The following is a 21304-nucleotide window of genomic DNA, read 5'->3' as shown; positions in this document are numbered from 1 at the left end:
AAGGAGCATAAGAACATGTTTACGAAAATCCTGATCGCCAACCGTGGCGAAATCGCCTGCCGCGTCATCGCTACTGCCCGCAAGATGGGCATCAAGACTGTGGCCGTCTACTCCGACGCCGACAAGGAAGCCCGCCACGTCAAGCTGGCCGACGAGGCCGTGCACATTGGCGCGGCGCCCTCGCGCGAGTCCTACCTGCTGGCCGACAAGATCATTGCGGCCTGCAAGCAGACGGGCGCGCAAGCGGTACACCCCGGCTATGGCTTCCTCTCTGAGAACGAAGCCTTCGCCAAACGCTGCGAGGACGAAGGCATTGCCTTCATCGGCCCCAAGGCGCATTCGATTGCGGCCATGGGCGACAAGATCGCGTCCAAGAAGCTGGCCAACGAGGCCAAGGTCAACACCATCCCGGGCTACAACGACGCCATCGCTGGCCCTGAGCAGGCGGTGGAGATTGCCAAGGGCATTGGCTACCCCGTGATGATCAAGGCCTCGGCCGGGGGCGGTGGCAAGGGCTTGCGCGTGGCGTTCAACGACAAGGAAGCGTTTGAAGGCTTTGCCAGCTGCCAGAACGAGGCCCGCAACAGCTTTGGCGACGACCGCATCTTCATCGAGAAGTTTGTGCAGGAGCCGCGCCACATCGAGATCCAGGTGCTGGGCGACAGCCACGGCAACGTTATCTACCTGAACGAGCGCGAGTGCTCCATCCAGCGCCGCCACCAGAAGGTGATCGAAGAGGCGCCGTCGCCTTTCATCAGTGACGCCACCCGCAAGGCCATGGGCGAGCAAGCGGTGCAATTGGCCAAGGCCGTCAAGTACCAGAGCGCGGGCACGGTGGAGTTCGTGGTCGGCAAGGACCAAGACTTCTACTTCCTCGAAATGAACACCCGCCTGCAGGTGGAGCACCCGGTCACGGAATGCATCACCGGCCTGGACCTGGTGGAGCTGATGATCCGCGTGGCCGCAGGCGAGAAGCTGCCCTTGACGCAAGCCGATGTGAAGCGCGACGGCTGGGCCATTGAGTGCCGCATCAATGCCGAAGACCCGTTCCGCAACTTCCTGCCGTCCACCGGCCGCCTGGTGCGCTTTCAGCCGCCGGAGGAAACCATGTTCCAGTCCGACACCAGCAAGAAGCTGGGCGTGCGGGTGGACACGGGCGTGTACGAGGGCGGCGAGATCCCCATGTACTACGACTCGATGATCGCCAAGCTCATCGTGCACGGCACGGACCGCAACGATGCGATTGCCAAGATGCGCGCGGCGCTGAACGGCTTTGTGATTCGCGGTATCAGCAGCAACATCCCGTTCCAGGCCGCGTTGCTGGCGCACCCCAAGTTTGTGACGGGTGACTTCAACACCGGCTTCATTGCCGAGAACTACGGCAAGGCCTTCCACGCCGAAGACGTGCCGCACAGCGACCCGCTGTTCCTGGTGGCGCTGGCCGCGTTCATGAACCGCCGCTACCGCGCACGCGCCTCCGGCATCAGCGGCCAACTGGCCGGCCACGAGGTGAAGGTGGGCGAGCAGTTTGTGGTGGTCACGCTGGGCGCCGAAGGGCAGAACCAGCACCACGAGGTGACGGTGTCCGACTTTGAAGACAAATCGGGCTCTAGCGCAGTAACGGTGGGCGGTAGCAGCTACCAAATCAGTAGCAACGCCACGCTGGGCCAGATTCGCGTGCAGGGCGCATGCAACGGCCAGGGCTTTACCGCCCAGGTGGAGCGCGGTGTGGGCAAGAACCCGCTGGCGCTGCGCATTGCGCACAACGGCACGCAGATCGATGCGCTGGTGCTGTCGCCGCTGGGTGCCAAGCTGCACAAGCTGATGCCCTTTAAGGCACCGCCAGATCTCTCCAAGTTCCTGCTCTCGCCCATGCCCGGCCTGCTGGTCGATGTGGCGGTGCAGCCCGGCCAGAAGGTGCAAGCGGGTGAGAAGCTGGCCGTCATTGAAGCCATGAAGATGGAGAACATCCTCTTTGCCGCGCAGGATGGCGTGGTCGGCAAGATCACGGCGGGCAAGGGCGATTCGCTGGCGGTGGACCAGATCATTCTGGAATTCCAGTGACCCAGCCCTTGGGCATGGCGGCCCGCACTGTCGGACACGGTGGCGCGCGCCGCCGTGGCTGGCCTTGGGCGCGCATCGCCTGCCTGTTGGTGGGCGGCGTGTTGCTGGCCGATGCCCTGGTGCTGATGGCCATGGGCTTTTTCATGGTGGGCGTGACCGTGCCTGCGGCCCTGGGGCTGGTGCTGTGCTTTGTGGGCGCGCGCTGGCACGGGGTGCGTGACGGGTTTCACCGTTTGCGCTGGGGCCGCCTGGCGTGGCGCACAGGCTGGCTCTTGCTGGCGGCGTGGGCGTGCAGCGTGGGGGTGTTCTGGGCCGTGCTGGTGCAGCAGGTGAACGCCTTGGGCCAGGTTGACAAGGCGGTAACTCCGCAGGCCATCGTGGTGCTGGGCAGTGGCACGCCCAAGGGGCAGCCGTCGCCCGCGCTGCGGGCGCGTCTGGACACAGCGCATGCGCTGGCCGCTGCGCACCCGCAGGCCTGGGTGGTGGTGTCGGGCGGCGTGGACTTTGGCGAAACGCTGAGCGAAGGCCAGGTCATGGGCAACTACCTGCGCGAGCAGGGCCTGGACCCGGCGCGTATCCTTCAGGAAGAGCGCAGCACCAGCACTGAGCTGAACCTGCAGTACAGCCTGCCATTGCTGCAAGCCCAGGGCTTGGGGCTGGACTCTGCCGTGGCGGTGGTGACCAGCGACTTTCACACCCTGCGCGCACAGCGCATTGCCCAGAAGATCGGCTACACCTGCGCCCTGGCCGTGGCGGCGCCCACACCGCTTTACATCCGCTACAACGCTTGGCTGCGCGAGTATTTCGCCATGGCCAGCAGCTGGTTGCTGCGTGAACTGTGAGCGGAGATGTGGCCCATATTTCAGTTCATATTTCAAATCAAATAGGCCTCTAGCGCTTATTCTGAAAGCGCTAGAAGCTATCAATTCAGGAGTAAATCATGAGCGCTAGTACCCGCCCGTTCAAAGTCCTCGGCATCCAGCAAGTCGCCATTGGCGGCACCGACAAGCAGCGCATGAAAACCCTGTGGGTCGACATGCTGGGCCTGACACAAACCGGCACCTTCCAGAGCGAGCGCGAGAACGTGGACGAAGACATTCTGGCCATGGGCAAGGGCGCCTTCAAGGTGGAGGTGGACATCATGCAGCCCCTGGACATTGACAAGAAACCCGCCGTGCACACCACGCCGCTCAACCACATTGGCCTGTGGATCGACGACCTGCCCAAGGCGGTGGAATGGCTCACCGCCAAAGGCGTGCGCTTTGCGCCTGGTGGCATCCGCAAGGGCGCCGCAGGCTACGACATCACGTTTTTGCACCCCAAGAGCAACGACGAGTTTCCGATTGCGGGCGAGGGTGTGTTGATTGAGCTGGTGCAGGCGCCTGCCGATGTGATTGCCGCATTGGGCTGAGCGGCTGCGCTGACGGTGCCAAAGCCAACGCCTGGCTGCCTTGCGCAGCAAGGCGTTTTGTTTTGGCGCGCCATCGTGTGCAGTTTTTCACCCTTGGGCCCGAGCACTTCACGCGGGCCCGGGGCACGGTGCTTTGTGCCGTTTTACATTCGCAGCTTCTTTGTTCAAGCCTTGTGCGAATGCCCATGAAACTCTCTTTGCTGGCCGTCGGTGCGGTCTCGGTGTTGATGACCTTCTCTTTGCCCACCCAGGCACAAAGCCAGGGACAGGGGGGCAAGATCAAGGACAAGGTCTACAACATTTCTTCGCAAGACGCGGAAATGGAAGAAGCGATTGGCAAGGCCCGCGCCACGCTGGATGACTTTTTGAAGATCCACGCCAAGCCGCCCGCAGGCGCTGACGGCTTCAAGATCAAGGTGAAGTTCTCAGGGGGCGGCAACGACGAGCACATCTGGGTCACGCCGTTCCAGGTCACTTCCAAAGGCTTCACAGGCACCCTGGCGGGTCAGCCCCGCTATGTCACGCACCTGGAGAACGGGCAGAGCGTGCAGTTCACCCGGGCCGATGTGTCGGACTGGGGCTATGTGCAGGGCGGCAAGCAAAAGGGCAGCTACACCGTGTGCGTCATGTTCAAACACATGCCGGCCGCCGACGCTCAGCGCTACCGCCGCGACTACGGTTTTGAGTGCTGAGCCTGGGCAGAGGGCTGTGTGAGGGGGCATGAGGCCGCTGGGTGCAGCCTCCGCCATATTTTCGCTGCGGTTTTTGCCAATAGGCGGCCATCACGCAGGCATCGCAGGCCAAATCCACCCAACTTCACGTGCAAACCTGCGCTATCTCCCAGTGCTTGCCCTGCGTGTTGACTGCAGTTGGCACGGGGATGTCTGCAGTTACCGTTGGGTCTTGCAAAGCGGATCCAGCTGCGCATTCAATTGCATCGAAGTTGGCGTCAACGGCTGTCTTTGTGTCCAGAAAAATCACTGAAATTGCCTGCTGATAAAGCGCCATTTTTCTTGGCACTTTTTGTGACCCTGTGGCGCGCTGCTGCACCTTTTTTCGTTTGAGAATCCGCACTTCATCGCGATGCGTGGCCTGCGCTGTACCTCACGGCTCGGGCTGCTGGCATCGCATCACCCTCATTGCCCGCGTGCCGCTTTGTGCGGCGGGTGCAGGCAGATGCATTGAAGGAGCACCCTATGTCCGGATTCACTACCCCCACTGCCGCCACGCCACAGGCTGTGCAGTTGCACCGCCGCCCCGCAGCCATGCCGCAGCCTGCAGGCCCCTGGTCGGTCGAGGCCATCCAGGCGCTGCTCGACAAGCCTTTGTTGGACCTGCTGTTTGAAGCGCAGACCGTGCACCGCCAGAACTGGCCCGCTGGTGATATTGAGCTGGCCACTCTGCTGTCGGTGAAAACCGGGGGCTGCCCTGAAAACTGCGGCTACTGCCCGCAGGCCGCCGAGTTCGACACCGGCGTGAAGGCCGAAAAGCTGATGGAGGTGGATGAGGTGGTGCGCGCCGCCCAGGCCGCCAAGGACGCAGGGGCCACCCGCTTTTGCATGGGTGCCGCCTGGCGCGCGCCCAAGGACCGCGACATTGAAAAAGTCAGCGCCCTGATTGGCGCGGTGAAGGGCCTGGGCTTGCAGACCTGCGCCACGCTGGGCATGCTCGAATCGCACCAGGCGCAGGCGTTGAAAGACGCGGGGCTGGACTACTACAACCACAACCTGGACACGGCCCCCGAGTACTACACCGACGTGGTCAGCACCCGTGCCTACCAGGACCGACTGGACACGCTGCAGAACGTGCGCAGCGCAGGCATCAGTGTGTGCTGCGGCGGCATTGTGGGCATGGGCGAGGCCCCCGTGCACCGCGCGGGCCTGATTGCGCAGCTGGCCAACCTGCAGCCGTACCCCGAATCCGTGCCCATCAACAGCCTGGTGCGCGTGCCGGGCACGCCACTGGCCGATAGCGACCCCATCGACCCGTTTGACTTTGTGCGCGTGATTGCGGTGGCCCGCATCACCATGCCCAAGGCGCGCGTACGCTTGTCGGCTGGGCGCCAGCAGATGGGCGAAGCCGTGCAGGCGCTGTGCTTCATGGCCGGTGCCAACTCGATTTTTTACGGCGACAAGCTGCTGGTGACGGGAAACCCCGATGTGGATGCCGATGTGCAGTTGCTGGCCAAGCTGGGACTGAATGGGCACCGCACCCAGGCCCAAGAGGACGGCGTGACGGGTGGCGCGAAGGACGGCGCAGCACACCACGCTGTGCCGTGCGATAGCACCTGCGGCTGAGACACGGCGCGGGGCGGGTGAGACGGCCCGCGCAGACTACTTGCGGGTGTCCAGCACGATGGTTTCGATGGCCTCGGCGGGCAGATCGGCCGCCATGCGGTCGACTTCCTGGTGCAGGGCGGGCTCGCCATCGGCAAAGCGCAATGCGATGCGCCGAAACTCCTCAGACAGTGTCAAAAAGGCATCCACCATGTCAGGGTCGAAGTGGCTGCCGCGCCCGTCCTGGATGATCTGCACCGCTTGCTCATGGCTGTAGGCCGGCTTGTAAACGCGCACTGAGATCAGTGCGTCGTACACATCGGCCACGGCCATGAGGCGTGCTGACAGTGGAATGGTGTTGCCCACCAGGCCCAGGGGGTAGCCTGAGCCGTCCCATTTTTCCTGGTGGCTGTAGGTGATCTCTTTGGCGTAGCGAAAAAACGGGTTGTCCTGTGTGGTCTCGCGCTCGGCCGACAAGATGGCTTCCAGGCCCAGCGTCGTATGCGTTTTCATCACTTCAAACTCTTCGGGGGTGAGTGGGCCGGGCTTGAGCAGGATGCGGTCTGGAATGCCCACCTTGCCAATATCGTGCAGCGGGGCGGACTTGAAGATCATGGCGATGGCCGCTTCGCTCAGCTCTTCTGCAAAGCGCGGGTGGTTTTGCAGCTTGCGCGCCAGCGCCTCTACATAGTGCTGGGTGCGGCGGATGTGGTTGCCGGTTTCGTTGTCGCGGGTTTCGGCCAGCGAGGCCATGGCACGGATGGTCACGTCCTGCAGCTCGGCCACCTGGCGGGTGCGGTGGGCCACCTCTTGCTCCAGGTAGTGGTTGTGGTGGGCCAGCAGGTCGCGGGCGCGCTTGAGCTGCAGGTGGTTGCGCACCCGCGCCAGCGTGATGGCGGGGTTGATGGGCTTGGTGATGTAGTCCACCGCGCCCAGTTCCAGTCCGGTGGTTTCGTCGTCTGACGCGCTCATGGCGGTGAGGAAGATGACGGGAATGTCTTCGGTCTCGGGATTGAACTGCAGGCGCCGCAGCACCTCGTAGCCGTCCATGTCCGGCATCATGATGTCCAGCAGGATCAGATCGGGCTTGCTCTCGCCCGCCACAATTTGCAGGGCCCGCTCGCCGCTGGGGGCCAGTTTGACCTTGTAGTCCGCGCGCAGCAGGCCGCTCATCAGCGAGAGGTTGTCGGGCGTGTCGTCCACGACCAGCACGGTGCATTTGCCGTTGGGTTCGAGTGGGCTGTTCATGGCGGACCTCCTTGTGTGTTGTGGTTATCTATCGTTCAGGCGTTCAGGGTGTTCAAGCAATAGCCTTGGCATCTGCATGGGGCACGGTGCGCAGGGCGGCCAGGGCTTCGACCAGTTGGTAGTTGTCCAGCGCCCGCTCCATCTCGGCATACACGGGCCCCAGGGCCGCGCGCAGGGCGGGGGCCGATTCCTTGAACAGCTCGATGGCGTCTGAGTCGTCGTCGGCCAGCAGGGCGTCCAGCCGCTCCAGCAGCTGCGAGGTGGCTGCGCTGGAGGTTGGTGCTTCTGGCACATCGGCTGGCTCAGCAGCCTCCCGGGGCAGGGCGCTTTGCAAGGCCGCCACCAAGGTGTTGCAGGCGGTGTCGGCTGACTGCAGCAGCGCTTCGATGGTGCTGTCGGGCTGGCCCTGGGCCAAGGCCTGTTCGGCTGCCTCGGCCAGTGTTGCCAGTGGGCTGGCACCGATGGTGCCTGCCGTGCCTTTGAGCGTGTGCATGCTGCGCTGTGCGGCATCGCGTTGCCCCGCCGCCAGTTGGCTGCGCGTGGTGGCAATGGCCGATGTCTGCCCCGCCACAAACTTGCGCAGCAGTGCCACGTAGGCGGCCCGTTTATCGAGCACGCGCCGCAGGCCTGCGGCGGTATCCAGCCCGTGGATGCGCTCCAGCGGGTCGTCGGCGGGTGGCTCGGTGGCATCGGTGCTTGGCGGTGCGGGTGTGCCATGTCCTGCGGCCGGGACTGCAGGGGGCACTTCGCTGGTGCGCGGTGCAATCCAGCGAAGCAGGGTGGCAAACAGCTCGTCTGGGTCAATGGGTTTGGCGATGTGGCCGTTCATGCCCGCCTGCAGGCATTTTTCGCGGTCGGTGCTCATGGCGTTGGCCGTCATGGCCAGCACGGGCAACTGGGCCCAGGCGGGGTTCTCGCGCAGAAGGCGGGTGGCGGTCAGCCCGTCCATCACGGGCATCTGCATGTCCATCAGCACGGCGTCGTAAGCGGTGTGGGCGAGCTTGTCGAGCGCCACCTGGCCGTTGTCTGCCACGTCCACCACGAGGCCTGCGTCGGTCAGCAGGTCTGCCCCCACTTGCTGGTTGAGGTCGTTGTCGTCCACCAGCAAAACCCGGGCGCCCCGGATGGCCTGCAGCACCGACGCACTGCTGTGCGAATGTGGTGCCTGGCGCACCTCGGTGCGCAGGCCGCCCAGGGCCTGCATGGCCGCATCCAGCAACTGCGAGGGGCTGACAGGCTTGGTGAGAATGAGAGCAATGCCGCTGCGCTCCAGCTCTTTGCGGGCCTCTTCGCGCCCATGGGCGGTGACGATGACGGACACCGGCGGCTGGGGCAGCTGCGCGAGCTGCTGGTGGGTCTCGAACCCGTCCATGCCCGGCATCTTCCAGTCGAGAAAGGCAATTTCAAACGGAGCGCCTGCGGCTGCAGCGCTGCGGGCCAGGGCCACGGCCTCCTGGCCGCTGCGGGCGGTGGTGACGACGAAGCTCATGCGCCCCAGCAGCACCGACAGGATGTGGCGGGCCTGGTCGCTGTCGTCGGCCACCAGCACCCTGCGCCCGCGCAGGTCGGGCGAGGGCAGCAGGGGCTGCTGGCGGGCCTCGCTCAGCCCCAGGCGGGCGGTGAACCAGAAGGTGCTGCCTTGCCCGGGGGCGCTGGTGACGCCCACCGCGCCGCCCATGAGTTCTGCCAGGCTTTTGGAGATGGCCAGCCCCAGGCCGGTGCCGCCGTATTTGCGGGTGGTGGACGAGTCGGCCTGCTCAAACGAGCGAAACAGGCGGGACTGCTGCTCGGGTGTGAGCCCGATGCCGGTGTCTTGCACCTCAAAGCGCAGCACCAGGGTGTTGTCGTCCGCGCTGTCTTGGCGCACGCGCACCACGATCTCGCCCTGGTCGGTGAACTTGACGGCGTTGTTGGCGTAGTTCACCAAGATTTGCCCCAGCCGCAGCGGATCGCCGCGCAGGTTGTCGGGCAGGTCGGGGTCCACGTCAAACATCAGCTCCAGCCCTTTGGCGGCGCATTTGTCTCCAATCAGGTTGGCCACGTTGTCCAGCACACCGCGCAGGTCAAAGTCCAGGACTTCCACTTCCAGCTTGCCCGCCTCGATCTTGCTGAAGTCGAGGATGTCGTTGATCAGCCCCAGCAGGTGGTGGCCGGAGCGCTGGATTTTTTGCACGTAGTCGCGCTGGCGCGCCGTCAGCTCGGTGCCCAGCACCAGGTGGCTCATGCCGATGACGGCGTTCATGGGGGTGCGGATTTCATGGCTCATGTTGGCCAGAAAGTCCGACTTCATCTGCGAGGCGTCTTCGGCCTTGGCCCGGGCGATGACCAGCTCTTCCTCGTGCTCGCGCAGGGCTTCGTTGGCCTGCTGCAGTTCGGTGGTGCGCTGGGCCACGCGTGCTTCCAGTGCCTCTTCGTTGCGCTTGAGGGCTTCGACCAACTCGGCCTGCGCCAGCATGGCCTGCGACTTGGCCCGCTCGCGCGCCACAAACTGGCCCGCCATGGCAAACGCCAGCAAAAACGTGAGCAGCGCCTGAAAGCTGGTCAGCCCGGTGGTCATCAGCGTCTGGTTCTGCACTTCTTCATTGCGCTGGTCGCCCAGCAGGGCCGACAGGCGCGAGGCATTCAAGGCCAGCTCTTGCACCGTCTCGCGCAGCTCGGCCAGCTGGGTGCGCAACAGGCGCATGTTCTTTTGGCCCGATGGCACATCGACGCTCTGGCCAAAGTAGTCATCGCCCGCAGCGACGAACTGTTGCAGCGCCCGCAGCGCTTGGCCGTAGATGGGCTCGTTTTGCATCAGGATGCGGGCGCTGCCGCTTTCGAGCGCACTGAAGCGGCTGAGGAACAGGTCGTAGCGCAGGGCCACGGCTTCCAACGAAGTGCTTTCAGGGTCCAGCACAAACTGGTGCAGCGCGTGGTCCAGGCGCTCGTATTCCACATTGAGCTGCAAAAACGACCACAGCGCATTCACGTCGCCACGGCGCATCACAGCTTCCACGCTGCGGTACTGCTGGTACTGCACCGCCGCAATGGCCACGTAGGCCAGCACCAGGCTGGCGATGATGAGTTTCAGGAAGTGCTTGCTGCGCAGCATGCGGGCCCCCTGATGGCGTTAACGGATGCGCAGCGCGTTGAGCTGCCAGGCGGCGCGGTTGTAGTACAGCTCGGTGCGCAACTCGGCCTTCGTGTCAAAGGGGTAGATGATGAACAGCGGGCCTTTCTCGCGCACGGGCATGGGGCGGTTGTTCATCAGTCGGGCCACGATCACCTCATGCCGATGCACATCGTCCATCGGGATTTCCGTCTTGTAGTCATTGAGCGCCACTGCCGTGATGGCATTGCCCTTGCTGCCCGCAGCGGCCAGCACATCGCGCAGCAGGGGGCCAGTGAAGGTGACGGCGTCGGGGTACCACGGGGTGCGGGTGGTGAAGGTGTGCTGGGGCAGCTTCTCCAGCATGGGCATATCGAACTGCGCTTTGGCCCCCTGGTTGGGCGCGCTGATGTTGCCCTCTACCGTGAGCACCACGGGGCCGGTGGGCTTGTCCAGCGCCTGGGCCACATGGCTTAGCAGCAACAGTGGCGCGGCGCATAACAAAGTGCGCAAGGCCCAGGTGCGCAGCGCGCTGCGTTTGCGGTGGTCGGCAGCCATATGACTCTCTCCCTGTACGTAGCGGCCTTGCTGCCGGGGTGGTGCAAGCTTCTTGGCAATATGTAAGTTATATCAGCCAATTGTTAACTGCGTAAGGGATATTTGCGCGATGCGCCAATGCGTGGCGCGCCGTGCTGGCGGCCTGTTCAGCCGCTGTCTGGGCTGCTCTATGGATATAGATTTGCTACTGAAATAGTAGCTGCTAGCGCTTTATTAGAAAGCGCTAGAGCCTATTTTGATGTTCAATAGGTGGCGACTGCGAGCTTGTCCCAAGCCGCCAGGGCCTCGGCGGTGTACATGAGCGAGGGGCCGCCCCCCATGTACACGCACACGCCCAGCATCTCTTCCACCTCTTGGCGGGTGGCACCCAGTTTGAGCAAGGCCTTGACGTGAAAGCCGATGCACCCCGAGCAGCGCTGGCTGACGCCAATGGCCAGTGCAATCAGCTCTTTGTGCTTGGCGCCCAGCGCGCCCTCGGCCATGGCGGCCTGCGCCAATTGCGAAAAGCCCCGCATGGTGTCGGGCTGGGCCTTGCGGAAGGTGGACAGGCTTTCATTGATGCCTTGCATCAGGCCTGCGTGGTCAAACGTGCTCATGGAAGGGGCCTTTTCTGTGCTTTTTATGGGTTATTTTTCAGAGGGCAGGTGTTGATGCCCAGCAAGGTGTACGCCGGGCAAAAGCGGAACAACCCGGTGGCCAAGGGAATCACGCCCAGCCAGCCCCACCAGCCCACCACCCCCGTTGCGGCCAGCGCAATCAGCACCAGGCCTGCCACGATGCGCAGTGCGCGGTCCACGGTTCCTACATTGAATTTCATGGTTTCTTTCCTCCGGGTTGTCGGGGCGCCTTGGAGGGCGCCCTGGTGATGCCTCTGCAGCACGGCGCTGCAAAGGGTTGCGTGGGGCTGGCGGCGTTACAGGGCGTTCAGCGGAATCTTCAGATAGGCCACGCCGTTGTCCTCGGCCGGGGGCAGGGCGCCTGCGCGGATGTTGACTTGCACGGCTGGCAGGATCAGCGCTGGCATCTCCAGCGAGGCGTCGCGGCGGGTACGCAGGCTGACAAATTCAGCTTCCGTGACGCCGTCGTGCAGGTGGATGTTGTGCGCCCGCTGGTCGGCCACGGTGCATTGCCAGGTAGGCTGACGGCCAGGCGGCGGGTAGTCGTGGCACATGAACAGGTGCGTGTCTGGTGGCAGGCTTAGCAGCTTGCGCACGGATTGGTACAAGTGGTGCGCATTGCCGCCCGGAAAGTCGCAGCGCGCGGTGCCCACATCGGGCATGAACAGGGTGTCGCCCACAAACACCGAATCCCCCACCTGGAAGGCCATGCAGGCCGGGGTGTGCCCGGGCACCGACAGGGCCTGGGCTTGCAGTTTGCCGATGGCAAACACTTCACCGTCCTGGAGCAGGTGGTCGAACTGGCGGCCGTCGGGCTGGAATGCAGGCTCCAGGTGAAAGATGCCTTTGAACACCTTTTGCACCTGTGTGATGGCAGCGCCGATGGCCATTTTTCCGCCCACTTTTCCCCGCAGGTAGTGGGCCGCGGAGAGGTGGTCGGCATGGGCATGGGTTTCCAGAATCCACTGCACCGTGAGCGACTGCTGCGCCACAAAGGCCTGCAGCGCATCGGCTGAGCGGGTGCCGGTGCGGCCCGACTTGGCATCGTAGTCCAGTACCGAATCCACCAGGGCGCAGTGGCCGCCGGGTTGGTCGTAGACCACGTAACTCACCGTCCAGGTGGCGGCGTCAAAGAATGCTTTCACGGTGGGGTTCACGTTGAATGCCTCACGCCTTCAATTAAGTTGAGGATAGTATGTTGACTGATATATTGTTTGTCAATAGACTATCGTCAATGAAATTAAAAACCGGAGCCGATGCCGATGCCCATGACCGCTGAAACCCACGCCACCATGGACCTGGAAACCCTGCGCAGCTCGGCAGATGCCGCTTGCCGCCTGATGAAAGCGCTCTCTAACCCCGACCGCCTGCTGCTGCTGTGCCAATTGACCGAAGGCGAAAAGCGCGTGGGCGAGCTGGAAGCATTGGTGGGCATTGGTCAGCCCACGCTGTCTCAGCAACTGGGGGTGCTGCGGGAAGAGGGCCTTGTCAGCACCCGGCGCGAGGGAAAGAACATTTACTACGCCATTGCCAGCCCCCAGGCGCTGGCGGTGATGGGGGTGTTGTTTGAACAGTTTTGCGCCCCCGCTGCAGCGGCCGCAACCAACGAGGAGGATTGAACATGACCATCGATTGGAGCCATTTCACCCCCTGGATGTCGCTGGCTGGCGGGCTGATGCTGGGCATGGCCGCCGCCGTGTTTGTGCTCGTCAACGGGCGCATTCTGGGCATCAGCGGCATTGTGGGCGGGCTGCTGCGGCCCCGAGCGGGCGATGTGGGCTGGCGGCTGTCGTTTGTGCTGGGCATGGTGGCCGCACCAGCCTTGTGGTTTGCGCTGGCGGGCTCCGTTGCTGTGCGGGTGGACGCCAGCTGGGCCATGGTGCTGGTTGCGGGTTTGCTGGTGGGCATGGGCACCCGCTACGGGTCGGGCTGCACCAGTGGGCATGGGGTGTGTGGCCTGTCGCGCCTGTCGCCGCGCTCTTTGGTGGCGACGGTGTCGTTCATGGGTGCAGGGTTTGTGGCTGTGTATGTGGTGCGCCATTGGCTGGGCTGATGTCCAGCAGCGCCAAGTTTTGAAAGACTTGAAATGAAAAGCCGTTTGTCTGAGTTTTTGGTGGGCCTGCTCTTTGGCCTGGGCTTGATCCTGTCGGGCATGACCGACCCCGGCAAGGTGCTGGGCTTTCTTGATCTGGCGGGGCTGTGGGACCCGTCGCTGGCCTTTGTCATGGGCGGGGCCATTGCCGTAGGTGCTTTTGCATTTGCCGTGGCCAAAAAACGCACCCGCAGCTTTTTGGGAGGGGCCATGCATGTGCCCACCGCGCGGGATATAGACAAGCGCCTGGTGCTGGGCAGCCTAGTGTTTGGCGTGGGCTGGGGGCTGGCGGGCTTTTGCCCCGGCCCAGCCATCGTCTCGGCCGCCGCAGGCCAGCCCAAGGCCATGGCCTTTGTCGCGGCCATGCTGGCAGGCATGTGGCTTTTTGAGGTGTTGGAGCGCCAAGCCCAACGCACTTCCACCAAGGGACATTGAAATGATGCCTTCCTTCATTGCTGTGACGCAAGACTTTGCCGTGTCCCCTCAATTGCAGGCGCAAGACATGGCGCAGGTTGCATCGCAAGGCTACAAAACCGTGGTGAACAATCGCCCGGACGAAGAGGGCGGCCCCGCCCAGCCGCGCAGCGCAGACCTGGCCGGGGCCGCACAAGCAGCGGGCTTGCAATATGTTTATCTGCCCGTGGTGGGTGGGGCCATTACGGCCGAGCAAGCACAGGCCATGGGCGAGTTGCTGTGCACCATGCCCAGTCCCGTCCTGGCGTTTTGCCGATCCGGGGCGCGGTCCGCCCAGCTGTTCAGCCTGGCGCAGGCCGCGTTTTGAGGGTTTGGTTTGAGTGCGTTGTGGGTGTTTTCAGGCAGGGCCGTCTTGGCTGTCCAGCAGTGAGGCTGCGGGGTTGCTGCCAGATGCCCTGAAGTAACCCAGCACGCTCCCCACACTCCGGTGGCCCGTCATGGCCATGGTGTCTGCGAGGGGAATGTTTTGCGTGGCGGCTTCCGTCACAAAGCCCGAGCGCAAAGAATGTGCTGAGTACACGTCAGGCAAACCAGCGGCTGTGGCACGCTGGCGAACAATGTCCCGCACGGACGCTGCGGACAGCGGTGCGCCCACGCTGCCGCCTTTCTTGACCTGCCTGAAGATAGCGCCTTCTTGAATGTCCGATGCCTTCAGCCATGCCTGCAGGGCTTCAGCGGCCAGGCCTTCCAGGGGCTTGTAGTTCTCGGGCCGGTCTGCCGCGCTCTGGTTGGTCTTGGAGTGGGTGAGGGCGTAAGTGAACGATGCTGGCCCCGTCTTGCGCAGGCTTTTCATATCGGCCGCCGCCACCTCAGAGCGCCGCCGCCCACCTGTGGCCCATGCAAACAACAGCAAGGCTCGGTCGCGCTGCCCCTTCAGGCTGGCATCGCAGGTCTCCAGCATGGCCATCAGTGGGGCTTTGGTCAGCGCATCTTTCTTTTGGGGCAGGGCGCCACGTTTGCCATAGGCGCGCTTGGTTTTGCTCAGCAGCTCACGCACCCTGGTGTCCTGGCAGGGGTTGTCAAGTCCGCGCAGCTGGTGCGCTTTGGACAGCACGGCCACGCGATGCACCAGCGTATTGAGTGCCATAGGCCCCACTTTGCCTTTGAAGCCTGCACCCACCAGAGCGCCATCCAACTCGGCAGGCAATTCGTGTGCCAGACCTGTCTCGGTGGTGCGCTGGGCGTGGTCCACCACAAATTGCAGCACCACGCTGGGCGCAAGCGGCAGCGCAATGGGCCTGCCATAACGCAGATTGAACCAAGCGGCCCAATACCGCAGAGCCGAGCGATAGCTGGCCAGCGTATTGGCCGATTCCCCCTCGCGCAGCAGCTCATCCACAGCGCGGGCGGTCATTTCGGACAGTTGGCTGGGTTCTAGAGCCGCTGCAGGGCTTTTGATGGGGGTGAGCATGCTGAAAACTTTCTTTTCTAATATTTAATACATACAATGTATTGTTTGATATGAATATTTAATTTTACTCACGATAACAATCACTTATCGATGGCAATTTTACGAGGAAGAAGCCATGCAGTTCCATAGCGTGCGAGGTGCCCGGGGTGTTCAGGTGGAAGAGGTCTGGGCGGCCGCAGATGCCGTGCTGGCCCAAGGCGAGCGCCCGACGATTGAGCGGGTGCGCCAACAACTGGGACGCGGCTCGCCCAACACGGTTGGCCCAATGCTGGACGGTTGGTATGGCTCGTTGGCAAAGCGCCTTGCCGCAGGGCCTGTGGAGGACGCGGGTGCTAGCGCAGAAGCAGACGCGCTTCCTGCACCCGTGCTGCGCGCCGCCAAAGCGCTTTGGGCGCGTGCGCTGCAGCAATCGCAAGAGCAAGCCGCACAAGGTATGGCCGTGGCCCAGGCCACCTTAGATGCACAAGCCCAAACGCTCGCTGCAGAACAGGATGCCCTGGCTCAAGACGCGCAGCGCTTGAGGGACCGTACCGAAGCCTTGGCGACTGCGATGCAGGCCAAAGACCAGCAAATCACCAACCTGGCCCGACAACTGGAAGAAATGCAGCAAACGCTGGCGTTGGGCCAGGCCGAGATAGAAGCACTGCGCCGCAGTCTGTCCGAGCAAGCCACGGCTGCGCAGCTAGAGCGCCAAAACGCACGCGCCAAAGACGAGGAGCATCGCAAAGAGCGTGAACGCATGGAACAACGCGCCACCGCGCAGGAGCACCGTTTGCTCGAAGAAATTGACCGTGCTCGTCAGGATGCCAAGCGCGTCGCTGCGCAATGGGCGGAGGACGCCAAGAAAGCTGCCAAAACCCTGGCCGACGAGCAAGGCCGCACCAAGACGCTGGAAGTGCAATCAAATGCCTTGCAGACAGAAAACGCTGGGTTGACCCGCGAGCTGGCTGTGGCACGGGACGAGATTTACACCGCACGCACCCAGAACACTGAATTGGGCCGCGAAACTGCGCAGCTTTTGCAAGAATTACGCACCCATTTGCCTGGGCCGAGGCGGTTGCGTGCTGGCTTGATCAAGACGGCTGTACAGCCTTTGCGCAGGGGGCGTTGATGGCGTGGACGACTTGTTGCGTCAACTGTTCAGGTAGGGCTGCTGTGGACCTGAATGTTCAAACGGGTGGCGAGGCCTTTGACGGCAAGATGGCGCAAATTCTGTTGTTTACCGATGCTTTGTCCAAAAGTAATTTTACATAATATACATCGTATCTAGTTAACGGTTTCTATGCCTAAAGGCTCAAATCGAACCTTGCGATCGCATTCAGTCTGCCTCCTTCGCTCCTGTGCCGCATTCCAGACTCCTGCACGCGCTGTTCAGCCGCTACCATCCACGCCCATGAACCTTACCAGCCCAGCACCTTCCGTCGCGTCTTCCGTCCACTTCGGCCATCAAGGCCGTGTTTGTATCGTTACGGGCGGTGCGCAAGGGATTGGCGAAGCCTGTGTGCGCCGCTTTGCCTCAGAAGGCGCCAAACCCGTCATCGTGGATGTGGACGACGCCCGTGGCCACGCTTTGGCGCAGGCGCTGGGCGCGCTGTATGTGCGCTGCGATGTGGGTGACAAGGCGCAGGTGGACGCTTTGGTGGCGCAGGTGCTTGCTGCCTACGGACGCATCGATGTGCTGGTGAACAACGCGGGCATCTTCCGCGCGGCAGATTTTCTGGAGGTGACCGAGGCAGACTTCGATGCGGTGCTTCGGGTCAACCTCAAGGGGTCATTCCTGGTGGGCCAGGCAGTGGCGCGGGCCATGGCGGCACACAATGGCGGCCACGGTGGCGGCGCCATCGTCAACATGAGTTCGGTCAACGGTGTGCTGACCATTCCCAGTATCTCCAGCTACAACGTGAGCAAAGGGGGTGTGAACCAGCTCACGCGTGTGATGGCGTTGGCGCTGGCGGACAAGAACATCCGTGTGAACGCAGTGGCCCCTGGCACTATCGCCACGGAGCTGGCCGCCAAAGCTGTGCTGACCAGTGATGAGGCCAAAAGCAAGATCATGAGCCGCACCCCCATGAAGCGGCTGGGCGAGCCTTCGGAGATTGCCGATGTGGTGGCCTGGCTGGCCAGCGATGCCGCAAGCTACGTCACCGGCGAAATCGTTACGGTGGACGGCGGCCGCATGACGCTGAACTACACCGTGCCCGTCTAAAACGGCAGGCGCCGTCGGTCGGAATTTGCTATGGTATTGATAGCTTCTAGCGCTTATCTATAAAGCGCTAGCACCCAATTTTCACGCCTGCGCCACACGCCGCAGCAGCCCTGACATGCTGCGTGGCCACCCCACCCGGCCAAACCAGGCGCCACCCGCAATTGCCCAGGCGTTGACCAGCCCGTAGAGCACCAACGCCACGCCCTGCGCAGCGAAAACGGCCTGTAAGCCACCGCCCCAACGCAAGGCCAGCCCACCACCGACCACGGCCACGACCAGGCGCGCGATGTTGCCGATCACGGGCCACAGCAGGCGCCCAGCCCCTTGCGAGGCAAAGTACAGCACCAGGCCCAGCCCGAAAAAGCCATACACCGGGCCCACCGTGCGCAGATAGAGTGCGCCGGATTCGAGCATGGCCGGGTCGCTGTTAAACAGCCGCAGCCAGGTGGCTGGATAGGTGGCAGCCCACAATCCGATGGCCTCGGCCATGGCAAACGCCATCGCGGCACCGATCCAGGTGGCGCGCAGGGCGCGCTCGCGCTGGCCGGCTCCGATGCATGTGCCGACCATGGCCACCAGTGGGGCACCCAGGCCAAACACCAGGGGCACCAGCAGGTATTCCAGCCGCGACGCCGTGCCATAGCCTGCGATGGCCGCCGTGCCAAAACCGCCCACCAGCGCCGTTGTCACGCCAATCGCCAGGTTGGTTGCCACGGTAGAAACAGTGCCCACCAGACCCACGCGCAGGATGTCCTTGAACAGCGCCCAGCGAAAGCGGATGTGGGTCAGTGATGGCCGAAGCAGGCTGCGTGGCGACCACAGGTAGGCTGCCAGCACCGCGCTGCCCACAGCGTAATACGCCATCAATGCCAGCGCACCGCCCGCAATGCCCATGCCCGGCAGCGGCCCCCAGCCAAAGATGAGCAAGGGCGACAGCGGCACCAGGACCAAGGCGCCCAGCACCGTCACATACGCAGGCACGGCCATGTTGCCCGTGCCACGGATCACGGCCGAAAGGGTGTTGAACAGCCAGACCAGCACCGCGCCAGCGAACACCCAGTTGGAATACACCAGTGCGGCCTCCAGCGCCCCGCCCGTGCCGCCCATGCGGGCGTAGAGCCAGCGCCCTCCTCCCACCACGCCCACGGTGAAAACGAGCGCAAACACCGCCGCTATCACCAGTGCGTGCAGCACCAGCGCATCGGCATCGTCTCGCCGGCGGGCGCCCAGCGCGCGCGCAATCGCTGATGCGATGCCGCCGCCCATGGCGCCTGCGGACGTCATCTGCATCAGCATGACCACCGGAAACACCAGCGCCATGCCCGCCAAGGCGTCCGTGCCCAGCTGGCCCACGAAGTAGGTCTCGATGAGCCCGACGCCCGCTTGCGCCAGCATCACCAGCACATTGGGAGCCGCCAGCCGCAGCAGCGTGGGCGCGATGGGCGCCTCCAGCAGCATGCGGGTGCGCGGGTTCAGGGCCTCGGTCATGGGGCCCCCGCGCCGTCGGCTGCGGGCTTGCGCGGCACCACGATGCGCACGGTGGACAGCTGCAGCACATCGCCATGCTGGTTGCGGGTTTCGCTGCGCACGGTGACCATGCCTCGGTCGGGTTTGGATTTGGAGGGTTGGATTTGCACAACCTCGCTCACCACATGCAGCACATCTGTAGCGCGCGTGGGGCGGGGCCAGCTCAGCTCGCCCCCTGCTCCGATGATGCCGCCCGCAATGGGCAGGCCGCTCGTCACTTGCAGGCGCATGGTCACGGCGGCGGTGTGCCAGCCGCTTGCGGCCAGCCCGCCAAACATCGTGGCGCGGCCCGCCGCTTCGTCGAGGTGAAAGGGTTGCGGATCAAACTGCGCGGCGAACGCCTTGATCTGGCCCTCGTCCATGGCGTGCTCGCCGCTGGTGAACTGGTTGCCAACGGCAAGATCGTCAAAATACAGGGGGTGTGACATTTCAGGCGATGCGGCGGCTGCCGCCAGATGGGAAGTCATGGCAGGTTGCTTTCGGCGGTGGGGAAAATGAAGTGTGTCGGGTCAGGCGGCGGCAGGCGCCGTGCTGCGCGCCAGCGGTGCTTCTCGGATGGGCAGGTTCACCAGCGCAGCCCCGGCAGCCAGCGCGATGTCGATGTACCAGACCCAGTCATAGCTGCCCGTGGCCTGGAACACACTGCCGCCCAGGTAGGCACCCAGAAAACCACCGATCTGGTGCGACAGCATCACGATGCCAAACAGCATGGCCATGTTGGCCGTGCCAAACATCTTGGCCACCAGCCCCACCGTGGGTGGGACTGTAGAGAGAAAGGTCACCCCCATCACGGCGGCAAAAATCATCACCACCGCCGGTGTTTTGGGCGCAAAAAGGAAGACCAGCACCGCCACGCCACGCGTGGCATACAACAGCGAGAGCAGCGACTTCATGCGCCAGCGCCCTACCGCCCAGCCCATGCCCAGGCTGCCAACGATGTTGAACAGACCAATCACCGCCAGGGCCCAGCCGCCCACTTCAGGGGGCAGCCCGCAGGCGGCAATCACGCCGGGCAAGTGGGTGGCCAGAAAGGCCACATGAAAACCACACACCAAGAAACCCACCGCCAGATAGCGGTAACTGGGGGTGGTCAGCGCCTGGGCCACGGCCTCGCGGGCCGTCAGTGCCTTTTGGCCGGATGCCGCTGCGGCCTGCGCTGCGAGCGCATTGGAATTGCCCTTGAGCGCCCACACAGCGGGCAATGTCAGCAGCACCATCACACCCAGCCACTGCATGGCGCTGGTCCAGCCCACGGCCGCCGTCAGGCTGATGGCGATGGGCGCCATGACGAACTGGCCAAACGAGCCGCCCGCGTTGACGATGCCGCTGGCCAGGCCCCGTTGGTGCACGGGCACCAGCCGCGCCGTGGCCGCCATCAGCACGGAGGGGCCGGCCATCCCTGCCCCACCCGCAGCGAGCACACCGATCGCAAAAATCAGGCCCCAAGTGCTGGTCATGTAGGGGGTGATGAACGTGCCCAGCGCCACCAGCGCCACGCCCAGCAGAATGACCCGGCCGGTGCCAATGCGGTCGGCCACTGCACCAGCAAAAGGCTGCGTCAGGCCCCACCAGAGCTGGCCGAATGCAAACGCCAGGCTGATGCTGCCAATGCCCAGTGCGGTGGAGGTGTTTAGCGCCGAAAGGAACAGCCCCATGGTCTGCCGCGTGCCCATGGTCAGTGCGAAGGTGCCTGCCGCAGCCAGCAGCACAAGCCACATTGCCAGCGGCGCGGTGGCGCTGGCTTGGGGGCTGGCCTGGGTGGCAGCGTTGTGCGGTTTATTCGTCATGACCAGCCTCCTGGGCAGGCAGCGCCGCCAGCAGCGCGAGTGAATCATCGACCAGCGCATGCAACGCCATCACGCGCTCCGCACCCAGGGCGCTGTTCAACGCCAGTTGCGCGGCTTTCCAATGGCGCTGTGCTTGCGCACGTTTGTCGCGGCCGGCATCGGTGATGTGCACCAGGCGGCTGCGGGCATCGGCACCGGCTTCCAGCGTCACCCACCCCGCGTCCACCAGGGGGCGCAGGTTGCGCGTCAGCGTGGAGGCATCCATCTTCATGGCCACAGCCAGATCGCTGGGGCGAATGGGGCCCAGCTTGAGCACATGCGACAGCAGCGAATACTGCGTGGTCTTGAGATCGCACTTCGCCATTTCGATGTCGTAATGGTTGGCGACGCGGCGCATCAGCTGGCGCAGCTTGAAGTTGGTACACCCCTGCGGCCCCCCCGCCAAAGCGGGGGAAGCAACAGGTTCGCGGAGGGTGGTGTCGTCTTGCATGGATTTAATTGTATCTGCAATAATTGCATATGCAATACTTTGATTTCCACCACAC

At 63.7% G+C, this 21304-nt stretch carries 23 protein-coding genes; 11 read left to right on the top strand and 12 right to left on the bottom strand.

What is annotated here, in order from left to right; all coding sequences use genetic code 11:
- The first annotated feature begins 15 nt into the window (after positions 1-15).
- The 4 genes from CLU86_RS07495 to CLU86_RS07480 all read left to right on the top strand — a co-directional run bounded on the left by CLU86_RS07495 (position 16) and on the right by CLU86_RS07480 (position 4167).
- Entirely contained in the window at positions 16-2064 is a 2049-nt protein-coding gene (locus tag CLU86_RS07495; RefSeq protein ID WP_099741175.1) for an acetyl/propionyl/methylcrotonyl-CoA carboxylase subunit alpha, read from the top strand.
- Positions 2061-2906 carry a YdcF family protein gene (locus tag CLU86_RS07490; protein WP_233194863.1) on the top strand — a complete coding sequence of 282 codons (846 nt, stop codon included), beginning with the start codon at positions 2061-2063 and terminating at the stop codon, positions 2904-2906. Before CLU86_RS07495 ends, CLU86_RS07490 begins: the two co-directional genes overlap by 4 nt.
- Positions 2907-3004: 98 nt before the next feature.
- Positions 3005-3475 (top strand): VOC family protein, encoded by a 471-nt coding sequence (locus CLU86_RS07485; protein ID WP_099741174.1) that lies wholly within the window; start codon positions 3005-3007, stop codon positions 3473-3475.
- Positions 3476-3660: 185 nt separating this feature from the next.
- Positions 3661-4167: a YegJ family protein gene (locus CLU86_RS07480; protein WP_158235578.1), complete on the top strand. Its 507-nt coding sequence runs from the start codon at positions 3661-3663 to the stop codon at positions 4165-4167.
- Positions 4168-4291: 124 nt separating this feature from the next.
- Here the strand turns inward: CLU86_RS07480 and CLU86_RS22585 are convergent, their stop codons facing one another.
- Positions 4292-4549: a hypothetical protein gene (locus CLU86_RS22585; RefSeq protein WP_143226679.1), complete on the bottom strand. Its 258-nt coding sequence runs from the start codon at positions 4547-4549 to the stop codon at positions 4292-4294.
- A gap of 122 nt (positions 4550-4671) precedes the next feature.
- Here CLU86_RS22585 and bioB point away from each other — a divergent pair, with 122 nt between their 5' ends.
- Positions 4672-5772: a biotin synthase BioB gene (bioB, locus tag CLU86_RS07475; protein WP_369803812.1), complete on the top strand. Its 1101-nt coding sequence runs from the start codon at positions 4672-4674 to the stop codon at positions 5770-5772.
- A 36-nt stretch (positions 5773-5808) separates the two neighbouring features.
- Here bioB and CLU86_RS07470 read toward each other — a convergent pair whose 3' ends face one another.
- The 6 genes from CLU86_RS07470 to CLU86_RS07445 all read right to left on the bottom strand — a co-directional run bounded on the left by CLU86_RS07470 (position 5809) and on the right by CLU86_RS07445 (position 12419).
- A complete protein-coding gene (locus CLU86_RS07470; protein WP_099741173.1) occupies positions 5809-6999 on the bottom strand; it encodes a two-component system response regulator in 1191 nt (396 codons plus the stop codon).
- Positions 7000-7051: 52 nt separating this feature from the next.
- Positions 7052-10090, bottom strand: a complete 3039-nt coding sequence (locus CLU86_RS07465; RefSeq protein ID WP_099741172.1) for a hybrid sensor histidine kinase/response regulator — start codon at positions 10088-10090, stop codon at positions 7052-7054.
- Between the two features lie 18 nt (positions 10091-10108).
- Positions 10109-10645 carry a molybdopterin-dependent oxidoreductase gene (locus CLU86_RS07460; protein WP_099741171.1) on the bottom strand — a complete coding sequence of 179 codons (537 nt, stop codon included), beginning with the start codon at positions 10643-10645 and terminating at the stop codon, positions 10109-10111.
- A gap of 242 nt (positions 10646-10887) precedes the next feature.
- Entirely contained in the window at positions 10888-11241 is a 354-nt protein-coding gene (locus CLU86_RS07455; RefSeq protein WP_099741170.1) for a carboxymuconolactone decarboxylase family protein, read from the bottom strand.
- A 23-nt stretch (positions 11242-11264) separates the two neighbouring features.
- Positions 11265-11462 (bottom strand): DUF2892 domain-containing protein, encoded by a 198-nt coding sequence (locus CLU86_RS07450; protein WP_099741169.1) that lies wholly within the window; start codon positions 11460-11462, stop codon positions 11265-11267.
- A 96-nt stretch (positions 11463-11558) separates the two neighbouring features.
- Positions 11559-12419 (bottom strand): MBL fold metallo-hydrolase, encoded by an 861-nt coding sequence (locus CLU86_RS07445; protein ID WP_099741168.1) that lies wholly within the window; start codon positions 12417-12419, stop codon positions 11559-11561.
- A 111-nt stretch (positions 12420-12530) separates the two neighbouring features.
- Between CLU86_RS07445 and CLU86_RS07440 the strand changes: the two genes are divergently transcribed.
- Genes CLU86_RS07440 through CLU86_RS07425 form a run of 4 tightly spaced genes read left to right on the top strand, consistent with a single transcriptional unit; the run spans position 12531 to position 14135 of the window.
- On the top strand, positions 12531-12881 hold the full coding sequence (locus CLU86_RS07440; protein ID WP_099658638.1) for a helix-turn-helix transcriptional regulator: 351 nt from the start codon (positions 12531-12533) through the stop codon (positions 12879-12881).
- 2 nt (positions 12882-12883) lie between these two features.
- Positions 12884-13315, top strand: coding sequence for a YeeE/YedE family protein (locus tag CLU86_RS07435; protein WP_099741167.1), 432 nt, complete (start codon positions 12884-12886; stop codon positions 13313-13315).
- 33 nt (positions 13316-13348) lie between these two features.
- Positions 13349-13789 (top strand): YeeE/YedE family protein, encoded by a 441-nt coding sequence (locus CLU86_RS07430; protein ID WP_099741166.1) that lies wholly within the window; start codon positions 13349-13351, stop codon positions 13787-13789.
- Between the two features lies 1 nt (position 13790).
- Positions 13791-14135, top strand: a complete 345-nt coding sequence (locus tag CLU86_RS07425) for a TIGR01244 family sulfur transferase (RefSeq protein WP_369803811.1) — start codon at positions 13791-13793, stop codon at positions 14133-14135.
- A gap of 30 nt (positions 14136-14165) precedes the next feature.
- Here the strand turns inward: CLU86_RS07425 and CLU86_RS07420 are convergent, their stop codons facing one another.
- Complete coding sequence (locus CLU86_RS07420) at positions 14166-15239, bottom strand: site-specific integrase (protein WP_233194861.1); 1074 nt, start codon at positions 15237-15239, stop codon at positions 14166-14168.
- 115 nt (positions 15240-15354) lie between these two features.
- Here CLU86_RS07420 and CLU86_RS07415 point away from each other — a divergent pair, with 115 nt between their 5' ends.
- Both CLU86_RS07415 and CLU86_RS07410 read left to right on the top strand, forming a co-directional pair.
- The gene (locus CLU86_RS07415) at positions 15355-16350 is read left to right on the top strand and encodes a DNA-binding protein (protein WP_099741165.1); all 996 of its coding nucleotides are present in this window, start codon (positions 15355-15357) and stop codon (positions 16348-16350) included.
- A 282-nt stretch (positions 16351-16632) separates the two neighbouring features.
- Positions 16633-17445: an SDR family NAD(P)-dependent oxidoreductase gene (locus CLU86_RS07410; protein WP_099741164.1), complete on the top strand. Its 813-nt coding sequence runs from the start codon at positions 16633-16635 to the stop codon at positions 17443-17445.
- 81 nt (positions 17446-17526) lie between these two features.
- Here the strand turns inward: CLU86_RS07410 and CLU86_RS07405 are convergent, their stop codons facing one another.
- The 4 genes from CLU86_RS07405 to CLU86_RS07390 are packed head-to-tail and all read right to left on the bottom strand — an operon-like array spanning position 17527 to position 21249.
- Entirely contained in the window at positions 17527-18933 is a 1407-nt protein-coding gene (locus CLU86_RS07405) for an MATE family efflux transporter (RefSeq protein WP_099741163.1), read from the bottom strand.
- Positions 18930-19439: a MaoC family dehydratase gene (locus CLU86_RS07400; protein ID WP_099741162.1), complete on the bottom strand. Its 510-nt coding sequence runs from the start codon at positions 19437-19439 to the stop codon at positions 18930-18932. The genes CLU86_RS07405 and CLU86_RS07400 overlap by 4 nt, the downstream gene beginning before the upstream one ends.
- A gap of 42 nt (positions 19440-19481) precedes the next feature.
- Positions 19482-20759 carry an MFS transporter gene (locus CLU86_RS07395; protein ID WP_099741161.1) on the bottom strand — a complete coding sequence of 426 codons (1278 nt, stop codon included), beginning with the start codon at positions 20757-20759 and terminating at the stop codon, positions 19482-19484.
- On the bottom strand, positions 20749-21249 hold the full coding sequence (locus CLU86_RS07390; RefSeq protein ID WP_099741160.1) for a MarR family winged helix-turn-helix transcriptional regulator: 501 nt from the start codon (positions 21247-21249) through the stop codon (positions 20749-20751). The genes CLU86_RS07395 and CLU86_RS07390 overlap by 11 nt, the downstream gene beginning before the upstream one ends.
- Positions 21250-21304: the final 55 nt, after the last annotated feature.

Source organism: Acidovorax sp. 62 (assembly GCF_002754495.1).
Taxonomy (GTDB): Bacteria; Pseudomonadota; Gammaproteobacteria; order Burkholderiales; family Burkholderiaceae_C; genus Acidovorax.
The sequence above is the reverse complement of the archived record's forward strand: the minus strand, read 5'-3'. Positions and strand labels throughout refer to the sequence as shown.